This is a genomic window from Gemmatimonadaceae bacterium, assembly GCA_020852815.1.
Taxonomy (GTDB): Bacteria; Gemmatimonadota; Gemmatimonadetes; order Gemmatimonadales; family Gemmatimonadaceae; genus SCN-70-22.
On the sequence record JADZAN010000001.1, the window covers coordinates 32,685 to 48,484 of the forward strand.

General features: G+C 67.8%; 16 protein-coding genes and 1 tRNA gene. 14 read left to right on the forward strand and 3 right to left on the reverse strand.

Going from position 1 to position 15,800, the window contains the following annotated elements; all coding sequences use genetic code 11:
* The first annotated feature begins 8 nt into the window (after nt 1–8).
* The 13 genes from larC to IT359_00205 all read left to right on the forward strand — a co-directional run bounded on the left by larC (nt 9) and on the right by IT359_00205 (nt 12,297).
* On the forward strand, nt 9–1,184 hold the full coding sequence (gene larC, locus IT359_00145; GenBank protein ID MCC6927371.1) for a nickel pincer cofactor biosynthesis protein LarC: 1,176 nt from the start codon (nt 9–11) through the stop codon (nt 1,182–1,184).
* Nucleotides 1,185–1,243: 59 nt separating this feature from the next.
* Entirely contained in the window at nt 1,244–2,785 is a 1,542-nt protein-coding gene (locus IT359_00150) for a hypothetical protein (GenBank protein MCC6927372.1), read from the forward strand.
* 369 nt (nt 2,786–3,154) lie between these two features.
* Nucleotides 3,155–4,459: a DUF512 domain-containing protein gene (locus tag IT359_00155; protein ID MCC6927373.1), complete on the forward strand. Its 1,305-nt coding sequence runs from the start codon at nt 3,155–3,157 to the stop codon at nt 4,457–4,459.
* A complete protein-coding gene (gene der / locus IT359_00160) occupies nt 4,456–5,766 on the forward strand; it encodes a ribosome biogenesis GTPase Der (protein MCC6927374.1) in 1,311 nt (436 codons plus the stop codon). The genes IT359_00155 and der overlap by 4 nt, the downstream gene beginning before the upstream one ends.
* 6 nt (nt 5,767–5,772) lie before the next feature.
* Complete coding sequence (gene plsY / locus IT359_00165; protein ID MCC6927375.1) at nt 5,773–6,384, forward strand: glycerol-3-phosphate 1-O-acyltransferase PlsY; 612 nt, start codon at nt 5,773–5,775, stop codon at nt 6,382–6,384.
* On the forward strand, nt 6,384–7,379 hold the full coding sequence (locus IT359_00170) for an NAD(P)-dependent glycerol-3-phosphate dehydrogenase (GenBank protein MCC6927376.1): 996 nt from the start codon (nt 6,384–6,386) through the stop codon (nt 7,377–7,379). The genes plsY and IT359_00170 overlap by 1 nt, the downstream gene beginning before the upstream one ends.
* Nucleotides 7,376–7,783 carry a MerR family transcriptional regulator gene (locus tag IT359_00175; GenBank protein MCC6927377.1) on the forward strand — a complete coding sequence of 136 codons (408 nt, stop codon included), beginning with the start codon at nt 7,376–7,378 and terminating at the stop codon, nt 7,781–7,783. The genes IT359_00170 and IT359_00175 overlap by 4 nt, the downstream gene beginning before the upstream one ends.
* A 113-nt stretch (nt 7,784–7,896) precedes the next feature.
* A complete protein-coding gene (gene surE, locus IT359_00180; protein MCC6927378.1) occupies nt 7,897–8,658 on the forward strand; it encodes a 5'/3'-nucleotidase SurE in 762 nt (253 codons plus the stop codon).
* A complete protein-coding gene (locus tag IT359_00185) occupies nt 8,640–9,302 on the forward strand; it encodes a protein-L-isoaspartate(D-aspartate) O-methyltransferase (protein ID MCC6927379.1) in 663 nt (220 codons plus the stop codon). Before surE ends, IT359_00185 begins: the two co-directional genes overlap by 19 nt.
* 64 nt (nt 9,303–9,366) lie before the next feature.
* The gene (locus IT359_00190; protein ID MCC6927380.1) at nt 9,367–11,175 is read left to right on the forward strand and encodes a hypothetical protein; all 1,809 of its coding nucleotides are present in this window, start codon (nt 9,367–9,369) and stop codon (nt 11,173–11,175) included.
* 30 nt (nt 11,176–11,205) lie between these two features.
* Nucleotides 11,206–11,481 carry an acylphosphatase gene (locus IT359_00195; GenBank protein ID MCC6927381.1) on the forward strand — a complete coding sequence of 92 codons (276 nt, stop codon included), beginning with the start codon at nt 11,206–11,208 and terminating at the stop codon, nt 11,479–11,481.
* A 53-nt stretch (nt 11,482–11,534) separates the two neighbouring features.
* Entirely contained in the window at nt 11,535–12,041 is a 507-nt protein-coding gene (locus IT359_00200; protein MCC6927382.1) for an adenine phosphoribosyltransferase, read from the forward strand.
* 182 nt (nt 12,042–12,223) lie between these two features.
* A tRNA-Arg gene (locus tag IT359_00205) sits at nt 12,224–12,297 on the forward strand.
* 147 nt (nt 12,298–12,444) lie between these two features.
* On the opposite strand, the gene IT359_00210 is transcribed toward IT359_00205, so the two are convergent.
* On the reverse strand, nt 12,445–12,864 hold the full coding sequence (locus IT359_00210) for a hypothetical protein (protein ID MCC6927383.1): 420 nt from the start codon (nt 12,862–12,864) through the stop codon (nt 12,445–12,447).
* A gap of 204 nt (nt 12,865–13,068) precedes the next feature.
* On the opposite strand from IT359_00210, the gene IT359_00215 reads away from it, so the two are divergent.
* Entirely contained in the window at nt 13,069–13,725 is a 657-nt protein-coding gene (locus IT359_00215) for a tetratricopeptide repeat protein (GenBank protein MCC6927384.1), read from the forward strand.
* A 526-nt stretch (nt 13,726–14,251) separates the two neighbouring features.
* Here IT359_00215 and IT359_00220 read toward each other — a convergent pair.
* Nucleotides 14,252–15,064 (reverse strand): diaminopimelate epimerase, encoded by an 813-nt coding sequence (locus IT359_00220; protein ID MCC6927385.1) that lies wholly within the window; start codon nt 15,062–15,064, stop codon nt 14,252–14,254.
* 1 nt (nt 15,065) lies between these two features.
* Nucleotides 15,066–15,800, reverse strand: coding sequence for a polyprenol monophosphomannose synthase (locus IT359_00225; GenBank protein ID MCC6927386.1), 735 nt, complete (start codon nt 15,798–15,800; stop codon nt 15,066–15,068).

Here is a 15,800-nt window from a genome sequence, read left to right on the forward strand (position 1 = left end):
TTCGCGCCGTGACGATCGCCATTCTCGAACCGTTCAGCGGAATCGCCGGCGACATGATGCTCGGCGCGCTGGTGCACGTCGGGCTCGAACCGGACTGGCTGCGCGCGCTCCCGGGTCGGCTTGGGCTCGAGGGGGTGCAGGTGCGTATCGCCGATGTCCAGCGCGGCATGATCGGCTGCAAGAAGGTCGATTTCGACGTTCCCGCGCAGCCGCACGGCCGGCACCTCGAGGAGATCCGGGCGATGATCGCCGCTGCCGATGTCCCGCCGCACGTGCGCGAACTGGCCAACCAGGCATTCACCGCGCTCGCTGTCGAAGAGGGGGAGATTCACGGCGTGTCGCCAAACGAAGTGCACCTGCACGAGGTGGGGGCGGTCGACGCGATCCTCGACGTGGTGGGGTCCATCTGGGGATTGAGCGAACTCAACGTCTCGCGCGTGTGCTGCGGGACGATCTCTCTCGGAGACGGCTTCGTGAAGGCTGCGCACGGCGTTCTCCCCGTCCCGGCACCGGCCACGCTGCGGCTCCTGGAGGGGCAGGCGGTACGCCCCGGTCCGGAGGGAACGGGCGAACTCGTGACGCCGACCGGCGCGGCGCTGGTGAAGGTCCTCTCCCAGGGGCGAGCGCCGCTGCGCTACATCCCGCGACGAAGCGGCTACGGTGCGGGGACGAAGGACCTCATCGGTCGACCCAACGCGTTGCGTGTGGTCCTCGCCGACGATGCCACCGCACTGGACGGGGCAACGGAACGCCTCGTGCAGCTGGCGACCGACCTGGATGACATGACGCCCGAGCACGTGGCGGCGGCGGCGGACGTGGTGCGTGCCGCCGGGGCGCTGGACGTCGTCACGCTTTCCACGATGATGAAGAAGGGGCGGGGCGGCCAGCGCCTCGAGGTCCTGTGCGCGGAAGCCGACGCGCCGCGCCTCGAGGAGCTGCTCTTCGTCCATACCACCACGTTAGGCGTCCGCTGGTCGGCCGTGGAGCGCCACGCGCTGCCGCGCCGGTCGACCGTGGTGGACGTACTGGGCCACCCGGTGCGCGTGAAGGTCGCCACGATGCCTAACGGCTCCGTGCGCACCAAGCCGGAGTTCGACGACGTCCGTGCGGTGTCCGACGTCACAGGCCGCTCGGTGGGCGACGTGGCGTCGCTTGCCCTCGCGGCCACGGAACGTCACCGCTGAGAATGGGTAGCAATCCCCCTGGCGCGCCCTTCGCGCCTCACCATGCAAGGAGAACACGAATGACCCTGTCTCGCTTCACCGTAGCCTTTGCGCTCGCGCTCACCCCGCTCCCTGTGCTGGCGCAGGGCAAGTGCGAGATCGACGAAAAGAAGCCCAACCAGGTCAAGGACGCGGCCAACGCGCTCGCCAAGGTCGCGCTCCCCATCGGCAAGCCCGATGACAAGATCAAGAGCATCCAGCAGGCCGTGGGGCTCCTCAACAAGGACCAGGACAAGATCATCGCCGCCAACGCGCTGGGACGGTCCTACGTCCTCGGCCGCGCCTACGCCCTCTACGCCGAGCAGGCCATGGGGTTGGGGCGCGACAGCGCGATGATCGTCAAGCGCTCGGCCGTGGGGCTGGCCACCGAGCCTGACGCCACCATCGATCTCGTCGCCTCGGCTGATGAGGCGTTCGACGCCGTCGAGGCGTCCAACGCCGCCTGCAAGGACGACACGGAAGAGTTCCGTCGCCGCATGTACGCGCCACTCGTGAACTCCGCCGTCAACCTGTACAACCAGCAGCAACTCGACTCCGCCGGCGCCCTCGTGAAGCGTGGGCTGTCGGTGTACGACGGCTACCGGTTGGCCTACATCGCGTACAACATCCTCGGCAACGTCCAGCAGTCGAAGGACCAGGTGGACGGAGCGGTCGACTCGTTCAAGAAGATGGCGTCGCTCATGAAGGGCGACACGTCGCTGGTGGATGAGCGAAAGAACGTCATGCTCAACGTTGGCCAGCTCATCATGGCGCAGGCCGAGAACCTCGAGGGCGACGCCAAGAAGGCGAAGTTCAGCGAGGCGTCGACGTACCTCGAGGGCTTCCTCGCCGAGTTCCCGGGCGATGCCAAGGCGCAGGGGGCCCTGGCCCGCGCGCAGATCGCCTCGGGGAACACCGCGGCGGCCGACAAGGTCTTTGGCGACATGGTGGCCTCGCCCGACAAGTACACGGACGGCGCCCTGTTCGAAGCCGGGGTCAACGCCGCCCGCGCCAACCGTCCGGCCGATGCCGCCGCGCTCTTCAATGCCGGGCTCAAGAAGAACGTGGCGTCGCGCGACGGCCTGTTCAACCTGGCCGTGACGCTGCAGAAGCTCGAGAAGTGGAACGAGGTCCCGCCGGTCCTCGAGCGGCTGGTGGTCGTCGACCCCGACAACCCGGAGAACTACCAGCTCTGGGCGCTCTACTTCCAGAACGACGCCAAGATCAAGAAGGACGCCGCGGCCAAGAAGCCGGCCACGTCGCCCGAGGTCAAGGCGTACAACGCGGCGAACGACTCGCTGCTCAAGTATTTCAAGCGCTTCTCCGAAGCCACCGTCAAGCTCACCGTGAACCTCTGGGCGCACGACGGCAACAAGCACACGTTGGGCGGCACAGTAGAGAACCTCACCGACGCCGAGAAGAGCTACTCGGTGACGTTCGAGTTCCTCGACGGGGCAGGGAACGTCGTCACGACCAAGACGGCGGAAGTCGGCGCCGTTGCGGGCAAGAAGTCCAAGGCCTTCCGCGTGGAGGTCGAAGGAGCGGGGGTCGTGGCGTATCGCAACAAGCCCATCGGCGGCTAACCGCGCGGAGCGCTACGGCTCGCGCCCATCCGCACCTCTTGTCTCGAACAACGGCGCCGTCCCCCAGGGGCGGCGCCGTTGTTCGTTCGGGTCTTGCTCGCGCCTGCCATCGCAACAGCCACCGCGCTCGTCGCCTCGCATGCGAGCCAAGGCACAGGGGCGAAAGTGCATGTGCCGCATTGATATCGCCCCAAGCTGCTGCTAAGTTCCTTGAGGTGCAGTAGCGGCCAAGGTGCCGCTGTGCGCCAGTCATCGGGGGAAGCTTGCGCTCTCGCGCACTTCCCCCGTTCGGCACTCGCAGGCCGCGCCAGTCGACCGCTGGAATCGCGAAGGCCTCGCATCTCCCCGTCGCCAAGTCGTTGTGTCGTCATGGTTCGCGTCGCGCGCGTAGCTCCCGACAGCATCGCGGAGGAACTCGAGATCGTGCCCGGGACCGAGGTTGTCTCGGTCAACGGGCGCGACATCGACGACTTCCTCGACTGGGAGTTCCTCACCGCCGACGACGAGCTGGAAATCGCGGTGCGCCTTCCGACCGGCGAGGAGATCGTCTACGAAATCGAGCGCCCCGAGGGCGAATCGCTCGGCGTCGAACTCGAGCCGCCGTCGGTGCGGCGCTGCGCCAACCGCTGCGAGTTCTGTTTCATCGAGGGGCTCCCCAAGGGGCTGCGCAAGCCGCTCTACATCCGCGACGACGACTATCGGTTGTCGTTCGCGTACGGAAACTTCGCCACGCTCTCCAACCTCAAGGAACGCGACTTCCAGCGCATCCTCGAGTACCGACTGTCGCCGCTGTACGTCTCGGTGCACGCCACGCCGTGGGAGGCGCGCAAGGCGCTCCTCAACAACCCCCGCGTCCCGAACATCGTCGACCAGCTCACGCGGCTGGTGGCCGGCGGGATCCAGTTCCATGGGCAGATGGTCATTGTCCCGGGGCTCAACGACGGCGAGGTGCTGGAGCAATCGCTGGCCGACCTGTGGGCCTTTGGCGACGCCTGCCTCTCGGTGGCGCTGGTCCCGGTGGGGCTCACGCAGTTCTCGCACCTCTTCACCGGCGAGTCGATGAGCCTCGAGAACTCGCTGCGCCTGCTCGAGACGGTCGAGCGGTGGGCGGCGCGGGCAATGCGCGAGCGTGGCGAGAACTGGGTGTACGGCTCGGACGAGTTGTATCTCCTGGCGCGTCGTGAACTCCCGGGCCCCGACCACTACGGCGAGTTCCCGCAGATCGAGAATGGCGTCGGGGCGGTCACGTCGTTGCGACAGCGCGTGGCCAAGGGGCTGCACACGCTCCCCTCGCTCGTCGGCAAGAAGATCGGCGTCGTCACCGGCGTGGCGATGCGGGAGATCATGCCGCCGTTACTCGAGCAGCTGGCGGGGAAGACCGGCGCGACGTTCGAGATGATCCCGGCAACGAACTCGCTCTTTGGCCCGACGACGACGACCGCCGGTCTCCTGGTGGGGGCTGACATTCTCACCGCGCTCCAGCATCGCCACGACCTCGATCTCGCGCTGATACCGGCCGAGTCGATCAACGAAGACGGGATCTTCCTGGATGACCGGACATTCGTCGGCGTCCGGGAGCAGCTTCCGATCCCCGTGTACCCCTCCTACGACTTCATCGACGTGCTGCAATTCGAAGGGCAGGCTGCAAGTTCCCGCGCGGTGTCCGCGCCATGACGCTCCCCGTCGTCGCCCTGGTGGGGCGCCCCAACGTGGGAAAGTCGGCGCTGTTCAACCGCATCGTCGGGCGCAACACCGCGATCGTGAGCGATGAAGCGGGCACGACGCGCGACCGGCATTTCGCGCGCGCCGAGTGGGCCGGCTCGGCGTTCTGGCTGGTGGACACCGGCGGGATCACCGACGACCCGCGTGCGGCCATGGACGTCGAGATCCGCCGACAGGTGCAACAAGCGATCGACGAGGCCGACCTGCTCCTCTTCGTCGTGGATGCCAAGGCCGGCTTGCATCCGGTGGACCAGCGCATCGCCGAACTGCTGCGCACCGCCGGCAAGCCCTTTCTTGTCATCGCCAACAAGGCCGACAACCCGAAGGCGACCGACTTCTACGAGTTCTACGAACTCGGGGCCGGCGATCCCATCCCTGTGTCGGCAATCAGCGGCAAGCAGTCGGGCGATATGCTCGACGTGGTCGTGGCGAACATCCCCGAGGTGGGCGCCGAGGACGACACGTCGCTCAAGATTGCCGTCATCGGGCGCCCCAACGTGGGAAAGTCGTCGTTCGTGAACCGCCTCCTCGGCGAGGATCGGCTCGTGGTGTCCGAGGTGGCGGGGACGACGCGCGACGCCATCGACACGCCCATGCGCTATCATGAGCGCGACTTCGTCTTCATCGACACGGCGGGGCTGCGTCGCCAGTCGCGCGTGGAGGATGGCGTCGAATTCTACTCGGCGCTGCGCACGCGCCGGGCGATCGATCGCGCCGACATCTGCATTCTCCTCCTCGACGCCACCGAGGAGTTGCACAACCAGGACCTGAAGATCGCCACGCTGGCGTGGGATGCGGGGCGCGCGCTCATCATCGTCGTCAACAAGTGGGACCTGGTGTCGAAGGATGACAAGACGTCGGCGCGCTTCCAGAAGAAGTGCGTGGAGAAGGCGCCGTACCTCGCCTTCGTCCCGTTCCTCTTCACGTCGGCCAAGACGGGACAGCGTGTCACCAAGGTGCTGGACATGCTGCTCGAGGTCGAGGCCGAGCGTCACAAGCGCATCACGACGTCGCAGGTGAATGCGGTGCTGGAGGAGCTGGTGGCGCGCCGCCAGCCGCCGCAGGCCGCGGGGCGCGAGGTGAAGATCCACTACGCGACGCAGGTGGAGACGGCGCCGCCGACGATCATCGTGTTCGGCAACAACACCGACGCCTTGCAGGAGCACTACGTGCGCTACCTGCACAACGGCTTCCGCGAGGCGTGGGGCTTTACCGGGAATCCACTGCGGGTGCAGGTGAAGAAGCGGCACGCCCCCTGACCTGACATGCGCGCCATCGCCCTGCTCGTCGTTGCCTACCTGCTCGGCTCCACGCCGTTTGCCTACTTTGCGGGGCGGCTGCTGCGCGGAATCGACCTGCGGGAGCACGGGTCCGGCAACCTCGGGGCGACGAACGTCTATCGAACGTTAGGCGCCCCGGCGGCGATCGTCGTCCTGCTGCTCGACGCGCTCAAGGGAGTGCTTCCGGTGCTGGCCTTCGCGCCGCTTTCGGGCGTGAGCGGACCGTGGTGGCCGGTGGCGTTTGGCGTGGCGGCCATTGTGGGGCACGTGCGGCCGTATGCGGGGCTGTTCAAGGGCGGGGGGAAGGGAGTGGCCACGGCGGCCGGCGTGTTCGCGGCGCTGGCCCCGCTGCCGTTCCTCGCGGCGTTCCTCACGTTTCTCGTCGTGGTGGCGGCAACCCGCTATGTATCGTTAGGGTCCATGCTCGGCGCCGCGGCGCTGGCCACCACGGTGCTGGTGCGCGAGGGGCCGGCGTCGCCGCTGTCGGCGGTCGCCCTCGTGGTTGCGATCTTCGTCTTCTGGACGCACCGCACGAACATCGCGCGCCTCATGCGCGGTGAGGAGTCGCGGCTGGGGCGCCCGGGAGGGGTGCGCTGATGCGCGCCGCAGTCGTCGGCGGCGGCGCATGGGGGAGCGCGCTCGCGCACCTGCTCGCGCAGGGCGGGCACGACGTGCGGCTATGGGCGCGCGAGGAAGACGTCGTCGAGCACATCAACACCTCGCACGCCAACCCGCGCTTCCTTGCCGGCGCCACGCTCGATGCGCGCATCCGCGCCACGGCCGACCTGGCCTTGGCGTTAGGCGGCGCCGAGCTCGTGGTGTACGTGGCCCCCTCGCACGTCCTGCGCGACGTGGTGCGCCGGGCGGGGAGTGCCGTCGCCGCCGGCGCGATCGCGGTCGTCGCCACCAAGGGCATCGAGCGCGGCTCCCTGGCACTGATGACCGAGGTGGTCCGCTCGGAGCTCCCGCAACACGCCGTGGTGGCGCTGAGCGGCCCGAGCTTCGCCCTCGAGGTGGCGCGCGGGATGCCGACCGCCGTGGTGGCGGCATCGCACGACGCCACTGCCGCCGAGACCGTCCAGCGCGCGCTGTCGTCGCCCGTCTTCCGGGTCTACTCCAACGACGACGTGACGGGCGTGGAGGTGGGGGGGGCGCTCAAAAACGTGATGGCGGTCGCCACCGGCATTGCCGAAGGCGTGGGATTGGGGCTCAACTCGCGCGCCGCCCTCATCACGCGCGGCCTGGCGGAAATGACACGGCTCGGCGTCGCGTTAGGCGCACGCCCCGACACCTTCGCCGGCCTGGCCGGCATGGGCGACCTCGTGCTCACCTGCACCGGCGCCCTCTCCCGCAATCGCGCGGTAGGCGTCGAGGTGGGGAAGGGACGGGCGCTCCACGAGATCCTCGCCGCCACCGAGAGCGTCGCCGAGGGCATCACCACCACCGACAGTGCGCGTGCCCTCGCCGAGCGTGAAGGCGTCGACATGCCCATCGTGCGCGCCATCGCGCGCATCCTCTTTGAACAGCAGGCGCCGCGCGACGCGCTGGCCGACCTCATGGGGCGCGAATTGCGCCCGGAGCGTGATGCATGAGCGACGAGGTCCTGCAGGAGTTCTTCTCCATTGGCGAAGTCTGCCAACTCACCGACCTCAAGCCGCACGTCCTGCGGTACTGGGAGTCGCAGTTCCGCTTCCTCAACCCCGCCAAGAATCGATCGGGCAATCGCGTGTACCAGCGGCGCGAAGTCGAACTCATCCAGCTCGTGAAGCACCTGCTGTACAACGAGAAGTACACGATCGATGGTGCGCGTCAAAAGGTCGACGAACACCGAAAGGGGGGAAGCATCAAGCTTGCGGCTCGCGATGCGCTGGGCGTCGAAACGCTGGCCGAGTTGGAACGGGAACTCGGCCAGCTCGCGTCGATCCTCGATGGCTCCGCTCCGGTTCCCAAGCCGGAGACCGAGGAGCTGCCGGGGAGCGGTCGCTCCGCTACGTAGGCGGCCGCGTCAGCATGCTCGTGGGAGCGTTCGTGCGCCTGCTCGTCGCCTCGCGCGTGCGCCCGACGTTCGAGGTAGCCCCGAACGTCGTGGGTCGCTAGCGTTAGGGCACCATGCGATTTCTCTGCACCAACGACGACGGCATCCTCGCGCACGGCCTCGATTGCCTCGTGCGCGCCGCCGAGCAGATCGGCGAGGTCACCGTGGTGGCCCCCGATCGCGAGCAGAGCGCCACCTCGCACTCCCTCACGCTCCACCATCCGTTGCGCCCAGTGCGGCGCGGGGCGGAACGATATCAGGTCGATGGAACGCCGACCGACTGCGTGATGCTCGCGGTCGAGTCGCTGATGGAGAGCCGCCCCGATTTCGTCCTGAGCGGGATCAACCATGGGCAGAACATGGGGGAGGACGTCCTCTACTCGGGGACGGTGTCGGCGGCGATGGAGGGGCTCGCGCTGGGCATCCCGTCCATCGCCTTCTCATTCGCCGGTGGCGACCTGCGGGCCGATATCGCGAAGCTCGATGAACAGGTCGAGATGCTCGTTCCCCTCCTGCGACACCTCACCACGCTCCCCGCCTTTCCGGAGGGGACGCTGCTCAACGTGAACCTCCCGCCGGTGCGCGCCGATGAGATTCGCGGCATCAAGCTCACCCGGCTCGGACGGCGCGTGTACTCCAACTCGATCCAGCCAATGAAGGACCCGTGGGGACGCAAGATCTACTGGATCGGCGGAGGGGAGATCAGCTGGACGGGATCCGATGACTCCGACTTCCAGGCCATCCGCGACGGCTTCGTCTCGGTGACGCCGTTGCACCTGGACCTCACGCACCGGGCCATGCTCGACTCGGCGGAGCGCTGGTGGCGAGCGCCGTAGGCCCCGACTACCGCGCCCCGCGGCGGCGCCTGGTCGAGCAGCTGCAAGCCGCCGGCATTTCCGATCCGGCGGTCCTGCGCGCCATCGATAGTACCCCCCGCCACCTCTTCGTCCCGACCGGCGTTCGGCACCGGGCCTACCTGGACTCGTCCATCCCGATCGGCAACGGGCAGAGCATCTCGCAGCCCAGCGTGCACGCGCGCTACTTGCAGCTTCTTCAGCTCACCGGCAAGGAGCGCGTCCTCGAGATCGGGACAGGTTCGGGGTACCAGACCGTCCTCCTCGCGCAACTCGCGGAACAGGTCTTCTCCATCGAGCGCGTCGCCCCGCTCCTCGAGACGGCGCGCGAGGCAATTCGCGAGTGCGGCGTGCGCAACGTGTCGCTCCTCCTGGGCGACGGGAGCATCGGGTGGCGGCAGTATGCGCCGTACGACGCGATCCTCGTCTCCGCGGCCTCGCCCTCCATCCCTCAGCCGCTGGTGGAGCAGCTCGCCGAGGGGGGGCGCCTCCTGATCCCGATCGGCGATCGTAACGACCAGATGCTCACCATGGTGACACGTCACGGCGACCAGGCCGAGCGACGTGACATCCTCCCGGTGAGATTCGTCCCGCTCGTGGGGACTCACGGCTGGTCGTCGCCATAGCGAAAGCGCCGCCGCCCCATCCGGCCCAGGACCGGAATCGCAACCGTCGATCGGAGCGGCTCACATGGCTGATGTTTCGCAGGCTCAGGGTGGATCGGCACCCCGTCGTCCCTTCCTTCGACCCTTCAGCGGTCAGCGAAGTCAGGATCACGGCGGGGGAGGCCTGAAGCCGCTGGGGGCGCGACGCCCCGCCATCGCGACGTTCGCTCCGCCGCGCGACGTTGCCGCCCCCGAGCCGCCAGCGGCGGTCGCCACGGCGACGGTCGAACCGACGAGCGCAGTGGAGGCGACGGCGGCGGTGTCGACGGAGTTGACGCCGGCGTTGACACCGGCGACTGAGCAGCCCGAGCAGCCGGAGGCGGTCACCGAGATGCTCGCGCTGCCCGAGGCGCCGGCCGCAGATCAGGTTTCGCACGCGCTTCCCGCGGCCGCAGCGGATTGGTTCGGCGAAAGCCCGGCGTCTGTTGACCAGGTCGAAGCGACGGCTACCCAGGCGACGCAGGCGGCTCAGGCGGCCCAGGCGGCGCAGATCGAGAGTGTTGAGGCGGAGGCAGAAGCCGCGAACGACGTCGTCAACGCGGAAGCGCCGACGGTTGGGGAGGCTGGGTCGCTGGTGGAATCGGCGCCGTCGCTGGAGGCGAGCGGTGCACCTGATGTCGACTGGCGTAACCTCGACGAGGGCGAGGCGCTTGGAGCACTCGGCGCGGATGGTGCGGTCGACGCCGTTGAGGCCACGGAGGCCTCTGGGGCCGTCGCGACCATCGATTCGGTCGAGACGATCGAGACCGTCGAGGCGGTTGAGTCCATCGAGGCCATCGAGGCCATCGAGACCGTCGACGACGTCGACGACGTCGAGGTTGCGCGCTCTCGTGACATCGTGCCCGTCGCGGACGTGTCGGAGGTGCTCGAGGCTGCGGCCGAGGTAGAAGTCGCCCCGGTCATCGAAGCCATCGATGCCTTCGAGCCATTTGCTGCGGTCGGCGCGGCGGAGTCGCTCTCGGCGGAGGCAGTCGCCGCACAGTCTCCTCTCGCCGAAGCCGTCGAGCCCGTAACTCTCGCTGCTGCCGAGGTTGCCGCGTTCGTTCGGCCCACCGACGTAGAGGCTGTCACCCTCTCAGAGATCTCCCTCGAGGAAACCACCCTCGACACGTCGGCTCTCGACACGTCGGCCCGCGACACATCGGCCCGCGACACATCGGCCCTCGACGCGGCCCCCCTCGACGCGGACGCCGTCCTCGACCAAGTCGACGGCGGAGCAGGGGACAGCACCATCGCCGCCGAGCTCATCGAAGAGCGCGCCAAGCGCGCCGCGCCGACCCTCTTGCTCGACGCCGAGCTCGCGGACTTCGCGCTCACACCTCACGAAGTGCTTCAGCTTCCGACGCCGATCCCCGGTCTGGACAGCATGTTGCGCGCGGATTCTCTCGCGAGTTTGGGCGCCGAGGCGGAACCGACAGAATCGGCGGTGACCGGGCGCGCGACCTGGGCAAGCGGGGGACGCTCCCTGGCAGGCGACGCCGTGGCCAACCTCTCCGTTGCCGACGACGCCTTGGAAACCGCCCAGCCCCAGGCGCCGCACGCAGCTGAGGCGGCGCCTTCGTCCTCGTTGAGCGTCGCTGCGGAGCGCGACACGGTCGAGCCGTCGCGAGCTGCAATCGAGTCCGACGAGTCGCCGGAGCTCCTGGCCGAGCGGGATGCGCAGTTGCGGGACTTCGTGGCGCGCTCGACGACCCAGCAGCACGTGCTGGAGACGCTGGAAGCGGTAGCGCGACGGGTGCGAGCAGGCGAGATTGCCCCCGCGGCTCCCGCCGGATCGACACCCGAGGCGGTGCTCGCGAGTGTCCTGGCGTCCCTTCTGACCGCTCGATCGTAACGTTTTCGCCACGTCGCTGCCGAACCCCTCGTGCCCGTCGTTCACGTTGAAGTCGCTGGCAAAGTGCAGGGCATCGGCTTTCGCCATTTTGTGCAGCAGCAGGCGCGGGCCCTTCAATTGACGGGTTGGGTCCGCAACCTCTCCAGCGGCAACCTCGAGATTGCCGCGTCGGGAAGTGAGGAGGGGGTTCGCGCGCTGCTGGCGGCAGTGCGCGTGGGACCCGCGGGGGCCGAAGTGAAGCAGGTCATCAGCCTGGCGCCGCAGCCCACGCTCGAACTCCCCCATCCGTTCACGATCCTCAAGTGAATTCGTTGGCTCACCAAGCAGCGGACGCGTCGGACGCGTCGCTTCGGCAGCGCATCCGCGCGGCGATTCGCGAGATCCCCGACTACCCGAAACCCGGGATCCTCTTCAAGGACATCACGCCGCTCCTTGCCGAGCCGACGCTGTTCGGGGCGACGTGCGAATTGATGCTCGCCCCATTTCGCGAGGCGAGGATCACGCATGTGCTGGCGATCGAGAGCCGCGGCTTCCTCTTCGGTGGCCCGATCGCGGTGTCGCTGGGGGCGGGATTGATCCCGGTTCGCAAACCGGGCAAGCTCCCGTTCGAGACCAGGCGCGAGGAGTACGCCCTCGAGTACGGAACCGACGCGCTCGAGGTACACACCGATGCGCTGGGGCACGGCGCGCGCGTGCTCGTGGTGGACGACGTCCTTGCGACTGGCGGGACGGCCGCTGCTGCGGCGCGACTGGTGCACACGCTCGGTGGCGATCTGGTGGGGAGTTCCTTCCTCATCGAGCTGGGCTTTCTTCCGGGGAGAGAACGACTGGCGGGACAGCAGGTGTCGGCCGTCGTCGTCTACTAGAAGCCGCGAGGTGGGTCGTCGCCGCTGCTCTGTCGCGCCGCCACGCCTCGGCGCTGGCGACTAGCGGGGGAAGGGAGTCAGCGACCGTTCGAGCGATCGCCGGTGGCCGCACACGGCAGGGGTGTGTCGGCTTTACCGCCTCGAGCCTCAGGCGTAGATTCACCGGGGTTCATGTCACACATGCCCCCGTAGCTCAGATGGATAGAGCAGCGGTTTCCTAAACCGTTGGTCGCACGTTCGAATCGTGTCGGGGGCACCTGGAACGACCTCGCAGTGGCCCGACGTCACTCAGCAGCTGAGACGTGGCTCAAGTGGCACGATACGAGTGGGGCCCCTCTGCGAGATTCGGCAGAGGGGCCCCAACGCCCTTCAGGAGCAGAGGGTACTGCGGATGGAGGGACCGTCAGGCGCCACGCTTGGCGTAGATGTCCTTCTCCAGCTTGAGGCGGAGCTTCTTCGCCTCGTCCAGCGCCTCGGTCTTCTTGCGCCCCTTGGCGGGGACGTAGAAGCGCTTCTGCTTGCCAGGTTCAGGGTTGATCGAGACGATGAACGCCTGATGCCGCTTGTCCCACTGTACCCCCGTCACGCCGTAACGATTCCGGCGCGAGCGCACCACCACACGACCCGTCTGCGGCTTACCGAGCGCCTTCTCGGTCTTGTCGCGCCAGACAACCGCCTGGGCGAACGCTTTCTTCTTGCCACCATGCTTGTTGTCCGAGAACCACTTTCGGTGCGTCTTGCCCTCGAAAGTGACCTGGACGAGCCAGCCGTGATTGTGCTTCTCCGGCTGGTCGATTCGTGAGATGCCTTTGCGCCTAATCATGGTAAGTGGTTAAGGGTGAGGGCGCTGGGAAGGATAGTGAAAACTAGCGTCAGAACAAGGCCGCACTACCGACTCGCCGCCGCGCTCCACATCTTTAACGCGCTACGTACGACGTGTGCTGTACTCCGACGCGAGTGCACGCACCTCCACCAAATAACTTGGCCCTCTAACGACAATTCGGGGGCAGGGAACGCCTGACAAACGATGACCAAAACAGGTGAAGCGGCTCGGCCGCGGCTCGAGGATTCGGCGGAGTCGCTGATGGAGTGGGTGCAATCGCACGGGCGCCAGCTCGGCATTGGGGCGATCGTCGTGGTCGCCCTTGCGGCTGGCTCGTGGGTCGTGTCGCGCTCCAACGACACGAAGGCGGCGGGCGCATCGCGCGCCCTGAGCGAGGCTCAGCGCAGCATGGCGTCGGGCAACCTGGCGCTCGCCGCGGCCGACTTGCAGAAAGTCGTGTCTCGTTATGGCTCCACCACGGCAGGGACGCAGGCGCGCCTCCTCCTGGCCCAGGTGCAGTTCCAGCAGGGCAAGGTCGCCGACGGGATGAAGGTGCTCGACGAAGTGGGCTCGGCGGGTGCAATGCAGGCTTCGCTGCACGCGTTGCGCGGTGCCGGACTCGAGCAGTCGGGCAAGCCGGCCGAGGCTGCTGCCGAGTACCTCAAGGCCTCCACGGCGTCGACGCTTCCGTCGGAGCGCGAGTCATACAAGGCCGACGCAGCGCGCGCCTACGTGACCGCGGGGAAGAAGGACGAGGCACTCAAGATCTGGGAGGCGATCGCCGCCGATGAGGCGTCGCCGCTGAACGGCGAGGCGCGTCTTCGGGTCGGTGAGCTGAGCGCGACGGTCGCCACGCGCTAGGACAGTTGCGCGCCGCTGCGGGTCGCAGCGCGCCCACGCACACACCCGACGCACCAACGACGCACGTACGACGTACGCATACTCGACGCTGCACGTAGAACAACAGAGCAGGCCGCCGACTCCAGTTCGGCGGCCTGTTTGCTGTCCACGAGCCTCGATTGACCAGATGGTACGTCCCGGCGGTCGGCCTCCGAACAAATACGCATAATATGTGTTATGTAAACTTACCCCGTGGAAAAGTGGGGAGATCTCCCTGCCGGTTGCTTCGCTTCCCCCGCTGGGCTGTCCCGGGACTCGCGATAGAGCGTGGCCCCGTCGGCGCCACCGAGCGCATCCGTGCAACTCGACTCTCGGACGACGATGGCGCATCGGCATCCACGCCGCCTCGACGCAAGGAACGTCACGGTGCGCTCCAGCCCCGCGGTGGCACGTCTCCATGGTCCCAGCACGCGACTACGCTGCTCGGCCGTCCAGGCGCCTGATGCCGCGTCTCGCCAGTGCGTCGCGGAGCGACGATCGCCGCCTCTCAGAACTCGCCGAGCGTTCCCTCGAAGACGATGCGCCCCTCGCCAGCCAGGACGGGGGTTCCCTGCTCCGGCTCGGCGTTCACGGTCGCCACGAGATCCCGACCAGAGCGTGTGCGAAGGGCGACGCGACCATCGATCAGCCCCCATGCGGTCAGGAGCGCCGCGACGGCGACCGAGCCCGTACCGCAGGCGAGCGTCTCCTCTTCCACGCCGCGCTCGTATGTGCGGACCCACCACCTATCGCCCTCGTCGCGCATCACGAAGTTGGCGTTCGCGCCGTCCCGCAGCGCTTCCAGGTGCCGCAGCGCGCGCCCGCGACGGAAGACGTCCAATCCTTCGAGATCGGAGACCAGCAGCACCAGGTGCGGGACCCCGACGCGGGCGAATCCAATGCGCTGCTCGCCCGGCTCGAGCGCGGTCTCGAAGCTCGCGGCCAGCTCGGTGACCGGGATCATGTCGATCTCGGGCATCCCCGCCACGAAACGCCCCGTGACGGATCCCGAAACGGTCTCGAAGGTGAAGCTCCCCTCGGGGGCAATGCCGAGCATGCGTGCGAGTCTGGTGCTGCACAGCGCCGCGTTCCCGCACATCTCGGCCAGTGAGCCGTCGCGGTTGAAGTACCGCATCGAGAACGCGTGAAGCGGGTGCGGTTCGAGGAAGACGACGCCGTCGGCGCCGATGCCGGTGCGCCGCTCGCACAGGCGCCCAATCCAGGGGGGCGTCGCCAGCTCGCCCGCGGGGTCGCGCATGGCGTCGAAGAAGACGAAGTCGTTCCCCGACCCGCTCATCTTCCAGAAGCGTCGCCCCTTCACGTCACACGCGTCCGATGATGGCCCACCAGCGCAGGCGCCAGACCATCCAGATGGCCTCTCGCACGATCCGCTTCGACATCTTGCTCTCGCCTTCGGTGCGATCGACGAAGACGATCGGGATCTCGACAATGCGAAATCCCTTGCGCCAGGCGCGGAAGCTTACCTCGATCTGGAACGCGTAACCGTTTGACCGAACATCGCTTAGGTCGATCGCCTCAAGTACCTTCCGCCGAAAGCACTTGAAGCCGCCGGTGGCGTCGTAGAGCGGGAGCCCCGTCACGAGCCGGGCGTAGATGTTCGCGCTGTAGCTCAGCAACAGTCTCGCGATGGGCCAGTTCACCACCGTCACCTTCCCGTCGCGATACCGGGAACCGAGCACGAGGTCGGCGTCCTGCGCACTCTCGAGGAACTGCGGGAGGTGCGATGGGTCGTGCGAGAAGTCGGCGTCCATCTCGAACACCAGCGCGTAGTCGCGCTCCAGCGCCCACTTGAAGCCCGCCAGGTAGGCGGTGCCGAGCCCCATCTTCCGCGGTCGGTGGAGCGCGTGAACGCGCGCGTCCGTCGCCGATCGCTCGTCGACGAGGGCGCCGGTGCCGTCGGGCGAGCCGTCGTCCACCACCAGCACCTCGATGCGCGGGTCCTGGACGAGGACGGCATCGATGAGGCGGATGATGTTCTCGCGCTCGTTGAACGTGGGGACGATGACGAGCGCCTTCTCCGTGGGTTCGCCCTGCAT